20 protein-coding genes and 1 other RNA gene are annotated in these 17,669 nt (G+C 66.4%); 13 read left to right on the forward strand and 8 right to left on the reverse strand.

The genetic code is table 11. The features are described 5' to 3' along the window. Positions 1–32 precede the first annotated feature (32 nt). From rho to QE444_RS04205, 3 genes are all read left to right on the forward strand, one after another. Positions 33–1,295, forward strand: a complete 1,263-nt coding sequence (gene rho / locus QE444_RS04195; RefSeq protein WP_133860469.1) for a transcription termination factor Rho — start codon at positions 33–35, stop codon at positions 1,293–1,295. Between the two features lie 118 nt (positions 1,296–1,413). Beyond that, entirely contained in the window at positions 1,414–2,880 is a 1,467-nt protein-coding gene (gene ubiD / locus QE444_RS04200) for a 4-hydroxy-3-polyprenylbenzoate decarboxylase (RefSeq protein WP_187980904.1), read from the forward strand. An 11-nt stretch (positions 2,881–2,891) separates the two neighbouring features. Continuing rightward, positions 2,892–3,860, forward strand: a complete 969-nt coding sequence (locus QE444_RS04205) for a CDP-6-deoxy-delta-3,4-glucoseen reductase (protein ID WP_309737405.1) — start codon at positions 2,892–2,894, stop codon at positions 3,858–3,860. A 147-nt stretch (positions 3,861–4,007) separates the two neighbouring features. On the opposite strand, the gene glpT is transcribed toward QE444_RS04205, so the two are convergent. Continuing rightward, positions 4,008–5,348, reverse strand: coding sequence for a glycerol-3-phosphate transporter (glpT, locus tag QE444_RS04210; RefSeq protein ID WP_133860472.1), 1,341 nt, complete (start codon positions 5,346–5,348; stop codon positions 4,008–4,010). A 190-nt stretch (positions 5,349–5,538) separates the two neighbouring features. Here glpT and QE444_RS04215 point away from each other — a divergent pair, with 190 nt between their 5' ends. Together QE444_RS04215 and QE444_RS04220 are read left to right on the forward strand one after the other, a co-directional pair. Then, positions 5,539–6,564 (forward strand): DUF5924 family protein, encoded by a 1,026-nt coding sequence (locus QE444_RS04215; RefSeq protein WP_133860473.1) that lies wholly within the window; start codon positions 5,539–5,541, stop codon positions 6,562–6,564. A gap of 45 nt (positions 6,565–6,609) precedes the next feature. Further along, positions 6,610–7,017, forward strand: coding sequence for a flagellar basal body-associated protein FliL (locus QE444_RS04220; RefSeq protein WP_309737407.1), 408 nt, complete (start codon positions 6,610–6,612; stop codon positions 7,015–7,017). A gap of 9 nt (positions 7,018–7,026) precedes the next feature. Here QE444_RS04220 and QE444_RS04225 read toward each other — a convergent pair whose 3' ends face one another. Next, complete coding sequence (locus QE444_RS04225; RefSeq protein ID WP_309737408.1) at positions 7,027–7,482, reverse strand: EVE domain-containing protein; 456 nt, start codon at positions 7,480–7,482, stop codon at positions 7,027–7,029. 182 nt (positions 7,483–7,664) lie between these two features. Between QE444_RS04225 and QE444_RS04230 the strand changes: the two genes are divergently transcribed. Then, entirely contained in the window at positions 7,665–7,832 is a 168-nt protein-coding gene (locus tag QE444_RS04230) for a hypothetical protein (RefSeq protein ID WP_166655883.1), read from the forward strand. Here QE444_RS04230 and QE444_RS04235 read toward each other — a convergent pair. The 4 genes from QE444_RS04235 to QE444_RS04250 form a co-directional block, all read right to left on the reverse strand. Further along, the gene (locus QE444_RS04235; protein ID WP_309741918.1) at positions 7,799–8,428 is read right to left on the reverse strand and encodes a 5-formyltetrahydrofolate cyclo-ligase; all 630 of its coding nucleotides are present in this window, start codon (positions 8,426–8,428) and stop codon (positions 7,799–7,801) included. The genes QE444_RS04230 and QE444_RS04235 overlap by 34 nt on opposite strands. Positions 8,429–8,444: 16 nt before the next feature. Continuing rightward, positions 8,445–8,622: non-coding RNA, 6S RNA (gene ssrS / locus QE444_RS04240), on the reverse strand. 60 nt (positions 8,623–8,682) lie between these two features. Next, on the reverse strand, positions 8,683–8,991 hold the full coding sequence (locus tag QE444_RS04245) for a cell division protein ZapA (protein WP_133860477.1): 309 nt from the start codon (positions 8,989–8,991) through the stop codon (positions 8,683–8,685). Further along, the gene (locus QE444_RS04250) at positions 8,988–9,218 is read right to left on the reverse strand and encodes a TIGR02449 family protein (protein ID WP_007161334.1); all 231 of its coding nucleotides are present in this window, start codon (positions 9,216–9,218) and stop codon (positions 8,988–8,990) included. Before QE444_RS04250 ends, QE444_RS04245 begins: the two co-directional genes overlap by 4 nt. Positions 9,219–9,316: 98 nt before the next feature. Here QE444_RS04250 and QE444_RS04255 point away from each other — a divergent pair, with 98 nt between their 5' ends. Genes QE444_RS04255 through QE444_RS04270 form a run of 4 tightly spaced genes read left to right on the forward strand, consistent with a single transcriptional unit; the run spans position 9,317 to position 13,644 of the window. After that, the gene (locus tag QE444_RS04255) at positions 9,317–9,871 is read left to right on the forward strand and encodes a UPF0149 family protein (RefSeq protein WP_309737409.1); all 555 of its coding nucleotides are present in this window, start codon (positions 9,317–9,319) and stop codon (positions 9,869–9,871) included. 6 nt (positions 9,872–9,877) lie between these two features. Next, positions 9,878–11,227, forward strand: a complete 1,350-nt coding sequence (gene pepP, locus QE444_RS04260; protein WP_263259093.1) for a Xaa-Pro aminopeptidase — start codon at positions 9,878–9,880, stop codon at positions 11,225–11,227. Beyond that, complete coding sequence (gene ubiH, locus QE444_RS04265) at positions 11,214–12,395, forward strand: 2-octaprenyl-6-methoxyphenyl hydroxylase (RefSeq protein ID WP_309737410.1); 1,182 nt, start codon at positions 11,214–11,216, stop codon at positions 12,393–12,395. The genes pepP and ubiH overlap by 14 nt, the downstream gene beginning before the upstream one ends. Positions 12,396–12,414: 19 nt before the next feature. Then, positions 12,415–13,644 carry a 2-octaprenyl-3-methyl-6-methoxy-1,4-benzoquinol hydroxylase gene (locus tag QE444_RS04270; RefSeq protein ID WP_309737411.1) on the forward strand — a complete coding sequence of 410 codons (1,230 nt, stop codon included), beginning with the start codon at positions 12,415–12,417 and terminating at the stop codon, positions 13,642–13,644. 4 nt (positions 13,645–13,648) lie between these two features. Here QE444_RS04270 and cysQ read toward each other — a convergent pair whose 3' ends face one another. Continuing rightward, positions 13,649–14,491, reverse strand: a complete 843-nt coding sequence (cysQ, locus tag QE444_RS04275; protein WP_309737412.1) for a 3'(2'),5'-bisphosphate nucleotidase CysQ — start codon at positions 14,489–14,491, stop codon at positions 13,649–13,651. Further along, positions 14,488–15,054 (reverse strand): ADP compounds hydrolase NudE, encoded by a 567-nt coding sequence (gene nudE / locus QE444_RS04280; protein WP_309737413.1) that lies wholly within the window; start codon positions 15,052–15,054, stop codon positions 14,488–14,490. Before nudE ends, cysQ begins: the two co-directional genes overlap by 4 nt. Before the next feature lie 63 nt (positions 15,055–15,117). Here nudE and yrfG point away from each other — a divergent pair, with 63 nt between their 5' ends. The 3 genes from yrfG to fdhD all read left to right on the forward strand — a co-directional run bounded on the left by yrfG (position 15,118) and on the right by fdhD (position 17,653). Further along, a complete protein-coding gene (yrfG, locus tag QE444_RS04285) occupies positions 15,118–15,777 on the forward strand; it encodes a GMP/IMP nucleotidase (RefSeq protein WP_187980916.1) in 660 nt (219 codons plus the stop codon). A gap of 72 nt (positions 15,778–15,849) precedes the next feature. Beyond that, entirely contained in the window at positions 15,850–16,743 is an 894-nt protein-coding gene (locus QE444_RS04290; RefSeq protein WP_309737414.1) for a LysR family transcriptional regulator, read from the forward strand. A gap of 94 nt (positions 16,744–16,837) precedes the next feature. Next, the gene (fdhD, locus tag QE444_RS04295; protein ID WP_093253409.1) at positions 16,838–17,653 is read left to right on the forward strand and encodes a formate dehydrogenase accessory sulfurtransferase FdhD; all 816 of its coding nucleotides are present in this window, start codon (positions 16,838–16,840) and stop codon (positions 17,651–17,653) included. Positions 17,654–17,669: the final 16 nt, after the last annotated feature.

Here is a 17,669-nt window from a genome sequence, read left to right on the forward strand (position 1 = left end):
TCCTTCGCCTCTTCTCACGTCAACATACGTCTATGAATCTGACCGAACTCAAGCAAAAGCCCATCACGGAACTGTTGGAAATGGCGGATGCCGCGGGCTTGGAAAACATGGCCCGGTCCCGCAAGCAGGACATCATCTTTGCGCTGCTTAAAAAGCACGCCAAGGGTGGCGACGAGATTTCCGGGGATGGCGTGCTGGAGATCCTGCAGGACGGCTTCGGCTTCCTGCGTAGCGCCGACTCCTCCTACCTGGCCGGTCCCGACGACATCTATGTCTCCCCCAGCCAGATCCGCCGCTTCAACCTGCGTACCGGCGACACCATCATCGGCAAGATTCGTCCGCCGAAAGAGGGCGAGCGCTATTTCGCGCTGCTCAAGGTCGACACCATCAACTTCGACCGTCCGGAAAACGCCAAGAACAAGGTGCTGTTCGAGAACCTCACGCCCCTGTTCCCCACCAAGCGCCTGACCATGGAAGCCGGCAACGGCTCCACCGAAGACCTCACCGGTCGGGTCATCGACCTCTGCGCCCCCATCGGCAAGGGTCAGCGCGGGCTGATCGTCGCGCCGCCCAAGGCCGGCAAGACCATCATGCTGCAGAACATCGCGGCCAACATCACCCGCAACAATCCCGAGTGCTACCTCATCGTGCTGCTCATCGACGAGCGTCCCGAGGAAGTGACCGAGATGCAGCGCACCGTGCGCGGTGAAGTGGTGGCCTCCACCTTCGACGAGCCGCCGACCCGCCACGTGCAGGTCGCCGACATGGTGATCGAAAAGGCCAAGCGCCTGGTCGAGCACAAGAAGGACGTGGTCATCCTGCTGGATTCCATCACCCGTCTGGCGCGGGCCTTCAACACCGTGATCCCCAGCTCCGGCAAGGTGCTCACCGGTGGTGTCGACGCCCATGCCCTGGAGAAGCCCAAGCGCTTCTTCGGCGCCGCCCGTAATATCGAGGAAGGCGGCAGCCTGACCATCATCGCTACCGCGCTGGTGGAAACCGGCTCGAAGATGGACGAGGTGATCTACGAGGAATTCAAGGGCACCGGCAACATGGAACTGCCCCTGGAGCGTCGGATCGCCGAGAAGCGCGTCTTCCCGGCCATCAACATCAACAAGTCCGGCACCCGCCGCGAAGAGTTGCTGACCGACGAGGAAGAGCTGTCGCGCATGTGGATCCTGCGCAAGATCCTGCATCCGATGGACGAGATCGCCGGCATCGAATTCCTCCTCGACAAGTTGCGTCAGACCAAGACCAACAGCGAGTTCTTCGATTCGATGAGGCGCAGCAAGTAAGGCGCAGTCGCATGCAAAGGCCGGGAAATCCCGGCCTTTGGCGTTTCTGGGCCAGTGCTTTCTCGATGCGCGACTCAGGCGGTAGACTGCCAGACTTTCCCCAGCGCCAAGAGGCCGCATGCAATACCGAGATCTGCGTGACTTCATCCGCAGCCTGGAGCAGCGTGGTGAACTGAAGCGCGTGACCGCCCCGGTCTCGCCGATCCTCGAGATGACCGAAATCTGCGACCGGACTCTGCGCAAGCAGGGCCCGGCGTTGCTGTTCGAGAATCCCGTGGGCTTCTCCATGCCCGTGCTGGGCAACCTGTTCGGTACGCCCCAGCGTGTGGCGCTGGGCATGGGCGCCGAGGACGTCGGCGCCTTGCGCGAGATCGGCAAGCTGCTGGCCTTCCTCAAGGAGCCCGAGCCGCCCAAGGGCCTCAAGGACGCCTGGTCGAAGCTGCCGATCTACAAGAAGGTCATCAGCATGGCGCCCAAGGTGGTCAAGGATGCGCCCTGCCAGGAGGTGATCGAGGAGGGCGAGGCGGTCGATCTGGGCAAGTTGCCGATCCAGCACTGCTGGCCGGGCGACGTGGCGCCGCTGATCACCTGGGGCCTGACGGTCACCCGCGGGCCCAACAAGGAACGCCAGAACCTCGGCATCTATCGCCAGCAGGTCATCGGCCGCAACAAGCTGATCATGCGCTGGCTGAGTCACCGGGGCGGTGCCCTGGATTTCCGCGAGTGGTGCCAGAAGCATCCCGGCCAGCCCTATCCGGTGGCCGTGGCTCTGGGCGCCGATCCGGCCACCATCCTCGGCGCGGTCACTCCGGTACCCGACACCCTGTCCGAATATGCCTTTGCCGGCCTGCTGCGCGGCAGTCGCAGCGAACTGATCAAGTGCGTGGGCAACGACCTGCAGGTGCCGGCCAGTGCCGAGATCGTGCTGGAAGGGGTCATCCATCCGGGCGAGACCGCGCCGGAAGGGCCCTATGGCGATCACACCGGCTACTACAACGAGGTCGATACCTTCCCGGTCTTTACCGTGGAGCGTATCACCCGGCGCCGCGATCCCATCTATCACAGTACCTACACCGGGCGTCCGCCGGACGAGCCTGCCATCCTCGGCGTGGCGCTCAACGAAGTCTTCGTGCCCATCCTGCAAAAGCAGTTCCCGGAGATCGTCGACTTCTACCTGCCGCCGGAAGGCTGCTCCTACCGCATGGCGGTGGTGACCATCAAGAAGCAGTACCCCGGCCACGCCAAGCGGGTGATGCTGGGCGTCTGGTCGTTCCTGCGGCAGTTCATGTACACCAAGTTCGTGATCGTCACCGACGACGACATCAATGCCCGCGACTGGAACGACGTCATCTGGGCCGTGACCACGCGCATGGATCCCAAGCGCGACACCGTGATGATCGACAACACCCCCATCGACTACCTGGACTTCGCCTCGCCGATCTCCGGCCTGGGCTCGAAGATGGGCCTGGATGCCACCCACAAGTGGCCGGGTGAAACCACTCGCGAGTGGGGGCGGGCGATCGTCAAGGACGAAGCGGTGGTCAAACGGGTGGACGAGATGTGGTCCAGTCTCGGGATCGACTAACGGAGACGACGATGAAGGTCACCCTGCAGCCCTCGGGTGCGGTACTGCAAACCCAGCCCGGCGAGGCCATCCTGGCCGCCGCGCAGCGCCTCGGCTACAGCGGGCCGCACAGCTGCCGCAACGGCAATTGCCAGCTCTGCGCCGCGCTGCTGGTGGAGGGCCAGGTCGCCCAGCACGGCCAGACCGTCGATCATGGCGAGATCTATGTCTGCGTGGCCGTACCCCTGAGCGACTGCCTGCTGCAGTGGGACGGCGTCCTGGCGCCTGGCGAATTGCCGGTGCGCCGGCTGGCCTGCCAGGTGGTGGCCCTGGACGACGTGGGTGGCGATGTCCGCCGGGTGCGCCTGCGTGCTCCAGCCGGGCGGCCGCCGCGCTATCATGCCGGTCAGTACCTGCTGATCCAGCGCGACGACGGCAAGCAGTCGGCCTTTTCCCTGGCCTCGGCGCCCCATCAGGGGCGTGAGCTGGAATTGCACGTGCTGGCGCGCGAGGCCAGCAGCCAGGCGCTGCTGGCGCAACTGGAAAGCAAGGGTATGGCGCAGGTCGAGTTGCCCTATGGCGACGCCCATCTGGCCGAACTGCCTGAAGGCCCCCTGGTACTAATCGCCGCCGGGACCGGCATGGCCCAGATGCACAGCTTGATCGAAGATGCCCGTACCCGGGGCTTCGCCCATCCGGTGCACCTCTACTGGGGCGTGCGCACGCCGGACGACTTCTATGCCATCGAGGCCTGGGACGCCTGGGCGGAACTGCCCAATCTCACTCTGAACCGGGTGGTGAGCGATGCCTGTGGCTGGGAAGGGCGCTGCGGTCTGCTGCACGAGGTGGTGCGTGCGGATTTCGCCGATCTGAGCGGCCTGCACGTCTATGCCAGCGGCTCGCCGGCGATGGTCTATGCCACCCTGGACGCCCTGGTGGAAGCCGGCATGGACGCGCACCAGATGCGCGCCGACGTCTTCGCCTACGCGCCGCGGGGGTGAGCCTATCGCGGCCATGGGCCGCTCCTACGGGTAAGCTCTACCTGTAGGAGCGGCCCATGGCCGCGATTGATCGAAAAGCACAAAGCGTTTTCGACCAGGACCCAGGGTGGATGAGGCTGTGCCGTCATCCACCCTGGGCAATCGGCGCTACTGCGCCGACTTGGCCACCATGCCGGTGTGTCTCAGGGTCATCGCCAGGAAGACGATGGCCAGGACACAGGAGCCGATCAGCAGCATGAAGCCGCCATCCCAGCCGAAGTGGTCCACGGTGTAGCCGACCAGGGCGTTGGCCGCGACCGAGCCACCCAGGTAGCCGAACAGCCCGGTAAAGCCCGCGGCGGTGCCGGCGGCCTTCTTGGGTACCAGTTCCAGCGCCTGCAGGCCGATCAGCATCACCGGTCCGTAGATCAGGAAGCCGATGGATACCAGGGCCGCCAGGTCGATGCCGGGATTGCCTTCCGGGTTGAGCCAGTAGACCAGGGTGGCGACCAGCACGCCGAGCATGAACACCACCCCGGTGGCGCCGCGGTTGCCGCGGAACAGCTTGTCCGAGAGCCAGCCGCAGAGCAGGGTGCCGGGGATGCCGGCCCACTCGTAGAAGAAGTAGGCCCAGGAGGTCTTGTCCACCGAGAAGTGCTTGGCTTCCTTGAGGTAGGTGGGGGCCCAGTCCAGCACGCCATAGCGCAGCAGATAGACGAAGACGTTGGCCAGGGCGATGTACCAGAGCAGGCGATTCTTCAGCACGTACTCGACGAAGATCTCCTTGGTGGAGAATTCGCGTTCGTGACCTTCGCTGTAGCCCTCGGGGAAGTCCTGTTTCCAGTGTTCCACCGATGGCAGGCCGCAGGACTGCGGGGTGTCGCGCATGGCGATGAAGGCGAAGACCGCCACCGCCAGGGCCACCACAGCCGGGACATAGAAGGCGGCGTGCCAGTCGTTGAACCAGGCCAGGCCGAGCAGGAACAGCGGGCCGATCAGGCCGCCGCCGACGTTGTGGGCGACGTTCCACACCGAGACCACCCCGCCACGCTCCTTCTGCGACCACCAGTGCACCATGGTGCGACCGCTGGGCGGCCAGCCCATGCCCTGGAACCAGCCGTTGAGGAACAGCAGGACGAACATGATGCTGACACTGGAGGTGGCCCAGGGTGCGAATCCGAACAGCAGCATTACCAGCGCCGACATTACCAGCCCGAAGGGCAGGAAGTAGCGCGGATTGGAGCGGTCCGAGACCAGGCCCATGAGGAACTTGGACAGGCCGTAGGCGATGGCCACCGCGGACAGCGCCACGCCCAGTTCACCCCGGCTGTAGCCTTGCTCCACCAGGTAGGGCATGGCCAGCGAGAAGTTCTTGCGCAGCAGGTAGTAGCCGGCATAGCCGATAAAGATCCCGGCGAAGATCTGCCAGCGGAGACGGCGGTAGACGGGATCGATGCGATCGGCGGGCAGCGGCGTGCGATGGGCCGCAGGGGCGAAGATTCCAAGCATGGGAGCCTCGGTATTGTTATAGGTATTAATCGAAAGCGAACATTCCAGGTTCGTTTTCGAATATTACAATGATATTACAGCCTGCATAGGCTTTTCCGCCCTATGGCAACGAGCGCCAGGATTCCCCCTTGATCTGTGCGGGTTGCGCGCCTAGGGTGGCGCGTCTTTGCTGCCGTTTTCACGAGTCGTCATGCCTGCCTGGAAAGTCCTGTCCTCCCGCGCCCTGAACCTGGCCACCGCCCTGTTCGAACGCTATCCGCGGCTGATCGCCCTGGCCGGCTTCATTTCAGGGATCTGCAGTTTCCTGCTGGTGGACCGGCAGAAGGGCTTCGCCCCGGTGATGGCGGTGATCATGCTGGCGAGCTGGGTCTGGCTGATGCTGGAAAACGTGCTGCGGGGCTGGGTCAGCCGGCGCTTCGGCTGGGAATTGCCGCCACCGCTGCTGCGCTACGCCACCCAATTGATCCACCAGGAAAGCCTGTTCTTCTGCCTGCCGTTCTTTGCCATCACCACGGCCTGGAACAGCGGCCAGGCGCTGTTCACCGGGCTGATCGGCGCGGCCGCGCTGGTCTCCATCATCGATCCGCTCTACTACAAGGCCCTGGCGCCGCGACGCTGGGTGTTCCTCAGCTACCACACCCTGACGCTGTTCGCGGTGCTGCTCACCGCCCTGCCGATCATCCTGCACCTGACCACCACCCAGAGCTACGAACTGGCCCTGGGCGTCGCCGTGCTGCTGTCCTTTCCCAGTCTGGCGGTGGCCTTCCGGGTACGCCTGGGCTGGCGCTGGCTGGGATTGCTGGGTCTGTGCCTGGCCATCGGCGCCTTCGGCTGGCTGGGCCGCGCCTGGGTGCCGCCGGCCACCCTGTGGCTGACCGACATGGGCATGAGCACCAACTTCGACAGCCTCAAGCGCCAGCCCGGCGATGCGGTGAAGAGCCTGAGCAGTGCCCAGCTGCGCGCCCAGGGGCTCTATGCCTTCACCGCCATCAACGCGCCGCGCGGCCTGAACGAGCGCATCTACCATGTCTGGCGCCATGCCGGTCAGGAGGTGGATCGGATTCCGCTGGATATCAGCGGCGGTCGCGAGGCCGGTTATCGCGCCTGGACCCACAAGCAGAACTTCCCCGGCGACGTGACCGGCCGTTGGCAGGTGCAAGTGGTGACGGACGTCGGCCAGGTGATCGGAACCCTCAGGTTCGAGGTGACCCCTTGAATCCCGCTGGCTATGCTGCAGCCATTCACCTCTAGAGGATTCGCCGTGAAAGCCGTCGCTGCCGTTTTGCTGTCCTTCTGCCTGGCCTTCAATGTCTGGGCGAGCGAAGAGAAGAAGGAAGGGGAGGCACCCAAGACCGAATTTTACAACCTGACCCCGGCGCTGGTCGGCAACTATGGCAGCGGGCCCAAGCTCAAGTACTACAAGGCCGACATCGCCCTGATGATGACCGGCAAGGAAGCCAAGGATAAGGTGGAGTTCCACGAGCCGCTGATCCGCAATCAGCTGGTGATGCTCTTCGCCCAGCAGACCGACGAAACCCTGGCCGGCGTGGAAGCCCGCGAGAAACTGCGCCAGGAGGCGCTCAAGCAGGTGCAGAGCGTGCTCACCCAGGAGGAGGGCAAGCCGCTGGTGGAAGACCTGCTGTTCAACAACCTGATCATCCAGCCCTGAGGCCGGCGGTCAGCCGCGCGCCGCGGCGACGATCGCTGTCCACTCCGCCGGGCTGACCGGCATCACCGAGAGACGGTTGCCCTTGCGCAGCAGGGCGAAGTCGGCGAGCGCCGGCAACTGGCGCAGGCGCGGCAGGGTCAGCACCCGCGGAAAGGCCTCGACGAAGGCGACCTGGCGCGCCGTCCAGGGGTTGTTTTCGGCGCTGGCCTTGGGCGCATGGTAGGGGCTTTCAGGGTCCAGGGCGGTAGGGTCCGCGAAGGCCGCGCCGACGATGCGGCCGATGCCGGCGATGCCCGGTTCGGCGCAACTCGAATGATGAAAGAAGAACAGTTCGTCGGATGCCATGGCGCGCAGGAAGTTACGCGCCTGGTAATTGCGCACCCCGTCCCAGCGCGCCTGGCCCAGGCGTTCCAGGTCGATTAGCGAGAATTCATCGGGCTCGGATTTCAACAGCCAGCAGGCCACGGTTCGTCTCCTGACGAATGGAGGCTCGGGAGCTTCCAGGAAAGGGTCTGGTCGATTGCAAGGGGCGACCGCTTGTCGCAGAATGCCGCCCATTCCGGATGTAGTCTGATCGTACGCGCTGAGCATAACAGGGCGACGTCCTGTCCTGCCCAAAGGTGCCAGCAAGGGGGTGGCCCAGCTCGATGAAACGCAAACCTGATCTGTTATGGGTGCTGGTCCTGATCTTTACCCTGGGCGTGGTCACCACCGGGTACACCCAGAGTTTCTGGGAACAGCACCAGAGCCAGCAGCAGTACGCCCGCTATGCCAGCGACGTTCAGCCGACGCGGGAAGTCTCTCCCATCCGCTGAGCGTACCAGTCGCCATCGCTCACCACGGCCGCCATGGGCACGTCCCAGGCTGCCAGTGCCAGTCGCTCCACCTTCTGACATTCATGGGCGCAGCCGATCAGCTTCGGACTGTGCCATTGCCGCCGGCACGCCAGGTAGGCCAGGTTGCGGTCATAGAAGCCCTTGCCCATGCCCAGGCGTCCGCCCTGGGGATCAAAGCCCACCAGCGGCATCAGGATCAGCTCCAGGGCCCAGGTCGGCCGACCCAGGCGCCGATCCGGGCGCGGCTCGGCGATGCCGAAGCGATTGCGCACCCAGGATTCGCCGCGACCGACCCGCTGAAAGATCATCGCCGTCCGCGGCCAGCGCGAGAGCACTGGCAGATAGGTGGCCTTGCCGCGGCGCTGAGCTTCTTCGAGCAGTGGACGCGGATCGATCTCGCCATCGCTGGGCAGATAGAAGGCGATATGTCGGGCACGGCGAAACAGCGGATGCTGGGCGAGTTGCCGATAGAGCTGGCGGGCGGCCTGGCGTTGTTGGACAGGGGTAAGGGCGCGACGTCGCTGGCGAAGAAGCTTGCGCAGCGCGGGCCTGCTGAGATCGGGAGAAGGCGGGATGGTCATGGAAAAAAATGAGCTCTCCGGAATGCCGCTGCCGGTGTAGCCCTTGAACCCTTGGTTCAAGGTGGGAGAAGTCGTAGACCTTTAGGCTTTCCGCCGTAGCGGACATGCACACCAGCCTTACGAGCAACCCCCGGGGTGTTGCTTATCGGCTCGGGGACATGACCGACTGGCGCACACACCAGAGAGTGACCTCCAGTATACGCCCCTGAGCCGGGATGCAAACCCCCCTGCCGATCCTCGGCTGGCGGTCAGGCAGTGGTGTCGTGTTCGGTGATCAGCGCCCGGTCGACGCGATCCAGCAGGTCGCGGACCCGCTCGCGAGTGCTGCTGACTTCCAGGCTGACGTCGTCCTGGCGGTGCAGCAGTTCGTGGGTGATGTTGAGGGCGGCCATCACGGCCACGCGGTCGGCGCCGATGACCTTGCCGCTGCCGCGGATCTCGCGCATCTTGCCGTCCAGGTAGCGAGCGGTGCTCTCCAGGTTGGCGCGCTCGTCAGCCGGGCAGCTGATGCGATATTCCTTTTCCATTATCTGGACGGTCACGGTCTCGATGCTCATGAGTCCTGCTCCAAAGCTTTCAGGCGTAAAATCATCGCTTCGACCTTCGATCTGGCCAATTCGTTCTTTTCGATCAACTCGGCGCGCTCCTGGCGCCAGTTGCGCTCGCCCTGGCGCAGTTGTCGATTCTGCCGCTGCAATTCCTCAAGACGCAGGAGCAGGCGCTCCACACGGTCACCGAGGGCTTCCAGATCGGCGTCGAGGGGCGTGTCGCGAGACTCGCGCATGAGGGCTACAGCTCCAGAAGGGTGCAACGAGATTGGCCGCCGGCGGGGTCAGCGCGTAGGATAAGGCTTCATTCTAGCCAGCGCCTCCCCTCGACGCCATGTCCAGCTCAGCATCCGCCTACGCCGCCTTCTCCACCTTGCTCGCCGAGGCCGCTTTGCCGGTCTCGCCTGCCGAACTCCACGGTCACCTGCTCGGGCGGGTCTGTGGGGGCGCGGGCTTCGACGAGAACGACTGGCTGGCCGCGGCCAGCGAGCTGCTCGGTGGCGCGCCGGGCGAGCGTCTGCAGGCGGCACTGTCGGGGCTGCTGGGCATGGTGCAGCAGGAATTCGCCGGCCAGCAGGTGGCCCTGGTGCTGATGCTGCCGCCGGACGAGATGCCGCTCGCCGAGCGCACCGCTGCCCTGGGCCAGTGGTGCCAGGGCTTCCTGGCCGGTTTCGGACTGTCCGGGCGCACCGGCGAGGTCTCGGGCGAGGCGCGCGAGGTGCTCGAGGACCTGGCGGCCATTGCACAGATCCAGGAACCCGCCGAGGAAGGCGAAGAGGGCGAGAACGACTTCATGGAAGTCACCGAATACCTGCGTGTGGCGCCGCTGCTGCTGTACGGTGAATACGGGCGCGGCCCCCTCCCCGAACCTGCGCCCGTGGTGCACTGAGCGGCCATGCCGCGGATCCACAAGGCCGAATTCGCCCGGCGCCGCCGTGCCCTGATGGCCGAGATCGGCCACGGCGGCATCGCTTTGCTGCCCGCCGCGCCGGTGTGCCTGCGCAATCGCGACATCGAGCAGCCCTATCGCCAGGACAGCGACTTCCAGTACCTCACCGGTTTTCCCGAGCCCGAGGCCCTGGCCGTGCTGATTCCCGGCCGGGCCCACGGTGAATACCTGCTGTTCTGCCGCGAGCGGGACGCGGAGCTGGAACGCTGGGAGGGTCGGCGCGCCGGTCAGGAAGGGGCGCTGGCCGACTATGGCGCGGACGATGCCTTTCCCATCGGCGATCTGGACGACATCCTGCCCGGCCTGCTGGAAGGGCGCGAGCGGGTCTACTACGCCATGGGCGCCCATCCGGAATTCGAGCGGCAACTGCTCAACTGGATCGAGCTGATCCGCGCCAAGGCCGACCAGGGCGCCTCGCCGCCGCGGGAGCTGCTGGCGCTGGATACCCTGCTGCACGACAGCCGGCTGTACAAGTCGGCCGCCGAGGTGCGCCTGCTCAAGGCCGCCGCCGAATTGACCTGTGCGGCCCACCTGCGTGCCATGCAGGCCTGCCAACCGGGGCTGCGCGAGTATCACCTGGAGGCCGAGCTGGACTACTGCTTCCGCCAGGGCGGGGCCCGACTGGCGGCCTATGGCTCCATCGTTGCCGCCGGGGCCAATGCCTGCGTCATGCACTACCAGGCCAACGATGCGCCCCTGCGCGACGGCGACCTGGTGCTGATCGATGCCGGGTGCGAACTGGAGTGCTATGCCAGCGACGTGACCCGTACCTTTCCGGTCAATGGCCGCTTCTCGCCGGAGCAGCGGCAGCTGTACGACATCGTGCTGGCCGCCAACCAGGCCGCCATTGCCTGCGTGGCGCCCGGGCGGCACTGGAACGAACCCCACGAAGCCACGGTCAGGGTGATCACCGAAGGGCTGTTGGCGCTGGGTCTGCTCCAGGGTGAACTGGACGACCTGATCGAGACGGGCGCCTGTCGGCAGTTCTACATGCACCGCGCCGGTCACTGGCTGGGGCTGGATGTCCATGACGTCGGCGAATACCGCATCGGCGATCAGTGGCGGATGCTGGAGCCGGGCATGGCGCTGACCGTGGAGCCCGGACTGTATATCCCGGTGGAGGCCGAGGTGCCGCGCAAATGGCGCGGCCTGGGTATCCGCATCGAGGACGAGGTGCTGGTGACGCGCAGTGGTTGCGAGGTGCTGACCGCCGGCCTGCCCAAGGCGGCCGCGGAGATCGAAGGCTTGATGGCGGCCGCGCGCGACCGCCGGGAGAACGCTCATGCAACGTCCTGATATCGCCATCATCGGTGGCGGCCTGGTGGGTGCCAGTCTGGCCCTGGCCCTGCAGGCCGGCGCCAAGGCGCGCGGCTGGCGCATCCTGCTGGTGGAGCCCTTCGCCCCCGGCGACACCTATCAGCCCAGCTACGATGCCCGCTCCTCGGCGCTGTCCTACGGCTCGCGGCTGATCTACCAGCGCCTCGGCGTCTGGGATGCCCTGGCCGAACACGCTGAAGCGATCCGCGAGATCCAGGTTTCCGACCAGGGCCGTTTCGGCGTGACCCAGCTGCTCGCCCGCGACGAGAATCTGCCGGCGCTGGGCTATGTGGTGGAGAACGCCTGGATCGGCCAGGTGCTCTGGCAGGCGCTGGATCACGAGGTCGTGGAATGGCGCTGCCCGGCCGAGGTGCGCACGCTCACCGCCGTTGCCGATGGCTATCGCCTGGAGCTGGATGATGGCGACATCCTCGAATGCGGCCTGGCGGTACTGGCCGACGGCGGCCGCTCGGCGCTGCGCGAATCCCTCGGCATCGAGGTGCGGCGGACGGTCTACGAGCAGACCGCGCTGATTGCCAACGTCTCGACCAATCTGGGTCATGGTGGTCGCGCCTTCGAACGCTTCACCCCCCACGGCCCCCTGGCGCTGCTGCCCCTGCCGGGTCAGCGCAGCGCCCTGGTCTGGACCCAGCCGGATGCCGAGGCGTTGCGCCTGCAACAGGCGCCCGACGCCGTCTTTCTCGCCGAATTGCAGCAGGCGGTGGGCTATCGCCTGGGCAGCTTCACCCAGGTCGGCACCCGCCATGCCTATCCCCTGACCCTGCTGGAAGCCAACGAACAGGTCCGCTCGCACCTGGTGGTCCTGGGCAATGCCGCCCACAGCCTGCACCCCATCGCCGGCCAGGGCTTCAACCTGTCCCTGCGCGATGTCGACAGCCTGGCCGAGTGCCTGCTGGAGAGCGCCGCGGCGCCCGGCGACTTCGCTACCCTGCAGGACTACCTGCAGCGCCAGCGCCTGGACCAGCAGCTGACCATCGGCTTTTCCGATCGCATCACCCGGCTGTTCTCCAACAGTCGGCCCTGGCTCAGTGCCGGACGCAACCTGGGCCTGGTCGGCCTGGAGCTGTGCCCGCCGGCCAAGAGTGCCTTCGCCCGCCAGGCCATGGGCCTGGGTACCCGTCCCTGACCTGCGAGGAGAAACGAGCATGCTGACCCATGCGGATCTGGTGATCGTCGGTGCCGGCATGGTCGGCAGCGCCCTGGCCCTGGCTCTGGCCGACAGCGGCCTGTCGGTGGTGCTGCTCGACCGCGGCCCGCTCACCGCTGGCGCGGTCGAAAGCGACCTGCCTTTCGAACCCCGGGTCAGCGCCCTGTCGCTGGCCAGTCAACGCATCCTGCAACGCCTCGGCGCCTGGGACGGCATCCTCGCGCGCCGCGTCAGTCCCTACCAGGCCATGCACGTCTGGGACGGCTCCGGCACCGGCGCCGTGCATTTCGATGCCGCCAGCGTGCATGCCGAGGTGCTCGGCCATATCGTCGAGAATCGCGTGGTGCAGGATGCCCTGCTCGAACGCCTGGCCGAGGCCAACGTCCTGCTCCTGCCCGAGGCGCGCCTGGAGTTGCTGCGTCGCTCCGGCGACCAGTGGCTGGTGCAACTGGCTGGTGACCGCCAGATCCGCGCCCCCCTGGTGGTGGCCGCCGATGGTGCCACCTCCGCCGTACGCCGCCTGGCCGGGCTGGAAACCCGCGAGTGGGACTATCTGCACCATGCCATCGTCACCAGCGTGCGCTGCGCCGAATCGCACCAGCGCACCGCCTGGCAGAGATTCACCGACGACGGCCCGCTGGCCTTCCTGCCTCTGGACCGCGGTGGCGATACCCGCTGGTGCTCCATCGTCTGGTCCTGCACGCCCAAGCAGGGCGAGCGACTGATGGCCCTGGACGACGCGGCCTTCTGCCAGGCCTTGGGCGAGGCCTTCGAGCAGCGTCTGGGCAAGGTGGAATGCAGCGACACGCGACTGTGTATCCCGCTGCGCCAGCGCCATGCCAAGCGCTATGTGGAACCTGGCCTGGCGCTGATCGGCGATGCCGCCCACGTTATCCACCCGCTGGCCGGGCAGGGCGTCAACCTGGGCTTTCTCGATGCCGCGGTACTGGCCGAGGAACTGCGCCATGCCCAGGCGCGCGGTGAATCCATCGCCGAACAGCGGGTGCTGGAACGCTACGAGCGCCGCCGCATGCCGCACAACCTGGCGATGATGGCGGCGATGGAAGGCTTCCAGCGCCTGTTCCAAGACGGCCGCCTGCCGCTGCGCTGGTTGCGCAACGCCGCGCTCAAGCAGGTCGATCGCCACTTCGAGGCCAAGGCGCTGTTCGTCCGCCGCGCCCTGGGCCTGTCCGGCGATGTGCCGGAACTGGCCAAGGTCGTGGCCTGACGGTTCAGGCGTCGCCCAACGACCCGGCCAGCTCCAGCACCTGTTGCCGCCAGGCGGCCTCGCGGGGCAGGGCGAGGAAGTGCGGGTTGAGGAAGGACTCGCGCATCTCGTAGGTGAGGGGCTGGCCGTCCAGGGTCACGACCTCGCCGCCGGCGCCTTCCAGCACGCCCTGGGCGGCGGCGGTATCCCACTGGGAAGTGGGGGCGAGTCGGGGATAGAAGTCGGCCAGGCCTTCGGCCAGCAGGCAGAACTTGAGCGAGCTGCCGACGCTTACCAGTTTGGGTTCGCCGAAGGTATCGCCCAACCCGTCCATCAGGCGCTGCTGGGCCGGACTGCCGTGGCGGCGGCTGGCGACTACGGTGAAGGCGTCTTCCGGCTGGACGCGCACGCCGATCTCGATGCCGTCTTCGCCCTGGATGCGGAAGGCGCCCAGTTCGCGGCCGCCGCTGAAGCAGACGTCCCGGGTGGGGATGCCGACCACGCCGAAGATCACCTGGCCGCGTTCGACCAGGGCCACGTTGACGGTGAATTCCTCGCTGCCGTCGATGAATTCCTTGGTGCCGTCCAGGGGGTCGACCACCCACCAGACGTCCCAGACGCTGCGCGCCGCGAAGGGGATGTCACAGGCTTCCTCCGACAGCACCGGCACGTCCGGGGTCAGCCGGGCGAGGCCGTCGGCCAGCACCCGGTGGGCGGCGAGGTCGGCGGCGGTCACCGGCGAGTCGTCGCTTTTCTGCCGCACCGCCACGCCCTGGCGCCAGTGGGGCAGGATGGCCGCGCCGGCCTGGCGCACCAGGTCGATGACGTTGAGTACCAGCGGAGCGGTAATGGAAACGGGCGCCATCATGCCGGCAGTTCTCCGCGTTGGGTGAGCAGGTCGCGCACCAGGTAGAGGGCGGCCAGGGCCCGGCCTTCGGAAAAGCGCGGATTCTGCACCAGCTGCGACAGCTCGCGCAGGTCGACGCTGCTGACTTCGATGGGCTCGGGTTCATCGCCGGGCAGGCGCTCCGGATAGAGGTCGCGGGCCAGCACCACATGGATGCGCTGACTCATGTAGCCGGGGCTCAGCGACAGCGCGGTGAGGTATTCCAACTGGTGGGCGCCGAACCCCGCCTCTTCCTTGAGTTCGCGATTGGCGGCGTCGAGGATCTCTTCGCCCGGCTCCACTAGGCCCTTGGGCAGCGACAGTTCGTAGTCTTCCACGCCGCCGCAGTATTCCTCGATGAGCAGGGCGCGGGTGGCGTCCTGCAGGGCCACCACCATCACCGCACCGTGACCGGTGCCCTTGTTGGCCAGGCGCTCATAGGTGCGTTCCTCGCCGTTGGCGAAGCGCAACTGCATCTCCTCGACGGTGAACAGGCGGCTCTTGGCCACGATCTGTCGGGCGAGAACAGTGGGTTTCTGGCGCATGGACGGCTCCTGGGCTGGGCGGACGGGTATGATAACCCGCCTGTTACATGATCCGGAGTCACCATGACCCCTCTCGACTGGAGCCGTATCGATACCGTGTTGCTGGACATGGACGGCACCCTGCTCGATCTGCATTTCGACAACCATTTCTGGCTGGAGTACCTGCCGCAGCGCTATGCCGAGCGCCACGGCCAGTCCCTGGCGCTGGCCAAGGCCGAGCTGGAGCCGCTGTTTTTCAGCCACCAGGGCAAGCTGACCTGGTATTGCCTGGACTTCTGGAGCGCCGAGCTGGGTTTTTCCATGCGCGAACTCAAGGAGGAGATCGCCCACCTGATCGCCCTGCGTCCGGATGCCGATACCTTCCTGGCCGCCCTGCAGCGCGCCGGCAAGCGGGTGGCGCTGATCACCAACGCCCACCGCGACTCCCTGTCGCTGAAGCTGGAGCGCATCGAGCTGGCGCCCTATTTCGATCGGCTGATCAGCTCCCACGACTATGGCTTCCCCAAGGAAGAACAGCAGTTCTGGCACGCCCTGCAGGCCGACTTCGCCTTCGATCCGGCGCGCACCCTGTTCATCGACGACAACCTGCCGATCCTGCGCAGCGCCCGCGACTACGGGGTCGCCCACCTGCTGGCGATCCACGAGCCGGACAGCCGGCGCGGACCCAAGGACAGCGAGGAATTCGAGGCGGTGCGGGACTATCGGGAGTTGCTGCCAGCCTGAACAAAAGACCCTCACCCCAACCCTCTCCCAGGGGGAGAGGGGGCCAAGCAGGCCAGATCGCGGAGTAGACCGGTGGATATCAAGCAACTGCGCTTTCTCATCGCCCTGGACGAGACGCGGCACTTCGGCCAGGCCGCGGCGCGCTGTCACGTTACCCAGCCGACCCTGTCGATGCGCCTGCGCGGCCTGGAAGACGAGCTGGGGGTGGAGCTGGTGCGTCGCGGGCAGCGCTTCGAGGGCTTCACCGAGGCCGGTCAGCGCATCCTCGCCTGGGCGCGCACCCTGATGGCCGCCCATGACGGGCTCTATGCCGAGGCCCAGGCTTTCCAGGGGCAACTGGTGGGCACCCTGCGGGTCGGCCTGGTGCCGTTGGCCAGCTTCGATCCCATGCCGCTGCTGCAGCACCTGCGCCTGCTGCACCCCAAGCTGCACTTCCAGCTGCAGGTGCTGAGCACCGAGCGCATCCTCGAAGCCGTAGCCAGCAATCGCCTGGAGCTGGGCATCTCCTACCTGGAACACCTGGATCCGGCGCGCTTCGACAGCCTGACCCTGACCGAGACGCGCATGGGCCTGCTCTATGACGAGCGGCATTTCAGCTTCGACCAGGTCGCGCTGGACTGGCAGGCTGTGGCCGGATTGCCGCTCGGCCTGCTGACCGGCGCCATGCATTTTCGCCAGTCGGTGGACCACGGCTTTCGCAGCCTGGGCCTGACGCCGCAGCCGGTGCTGGAGACCGATGCGGTCTATCTGCTCTTGCAGGGGGTCAATGCCGGACTTTGCTGCGCCGTGGTGCCCCTGGCCGGCGGCTTCGATCGCCTTACTCCCCACGCCCGGCTGATTCCCATCGACACGGCCCGCACCCTGACGCCGCTGGGCCTGCTCATTCGTCGGACCGAACCCCGACTGGCGGTCGCCGATGCCTGCTTCCAGGCGGTCAAGGCGCTCTACGCCGAGAGTGATAGATAGCGTTTATCAAGGCATCGGTCATAGCGATTAGACGCCTCGGGATGTGCTGGTTAATCTTTGATCTGTGTCAAACCGCCGCAGGTCGTTTTCGCCCATGTCCCAGCAATCGCCAGACCTCGTTGCCGCGCCCCCCGCCGGCTATGCCTTCGCCGAGCTGGAGCAGCCTGCCGTACGGGGCGAACAGCCGCTGGCCGAAGAGGTGGCGCTGGCCATCGCCTACAATGGCATCAGCCATGCGGTGATGATGGCAACCCCGGCCGACGTGGAAGACTACGTGGTCGGTTTCAGCCTCAGCGCCGGCATCGTCGATGCCATCGACGACATCTATGGCATCCAGGTGCGGCGCGTGGGCGAGGCGCTCAATGTCGACGTCGAGATCAGCAGCCGCACCTTCTGGGCGCTCAAGCAGCAGCGCCGCCAGCTGGCCGGGACCAGTGGTTGCGGCCTGTGCGGGGTCGAGGCGCTGGAACAGGCGCTGCCGCAGCTGGATCGACTGCGCAAGGTGCGGCTGCCCCCGGCCGCCCATCTGCATGACCTGCGCCAGCGGATCGATGCTGCCCAGGATCTCGGTCAACGCAGCGGGGCGGTCCATGCCGCGCTGTTCATCGACGCTCAGGGTGAACTGACCCTGTGCCGCGAAGACATCGGCCGCCACAACGCCCTGGACAAGCTGATCGGCGCCCTGCTGCGCCAGCGCCAGCCGGTGCGCGAGGGCTGCGTGGTGGTCACCAGTCGCTGCAGTCTCGAACTCATCCACAAGGCGGTGCGTGCCGGGCTCGCCACCCTCATCACCCTGTCGGCGCCCACCGGGCTCGCCGTGGAATGGGCGCGCCGCCATCGTCTCAATCTGATCCACCTGCCGCACCGGTCGCCACCGCGGGTCTATGCCCCGGCGCCCGTTGCCCCTTGATCCCACAGGTATCGCC

Source organism: Pseudomonas sp. SORGH_AS_0199, from assembly GCF_031453735.1.
GTDB classification, from domain to species: Bacteria; Pseudomonadota; Gammaproteobacteria; order Pseudomonadales; family Pseudomonadaceae; genus Chryseomonas; species Chryseomonas aestiva.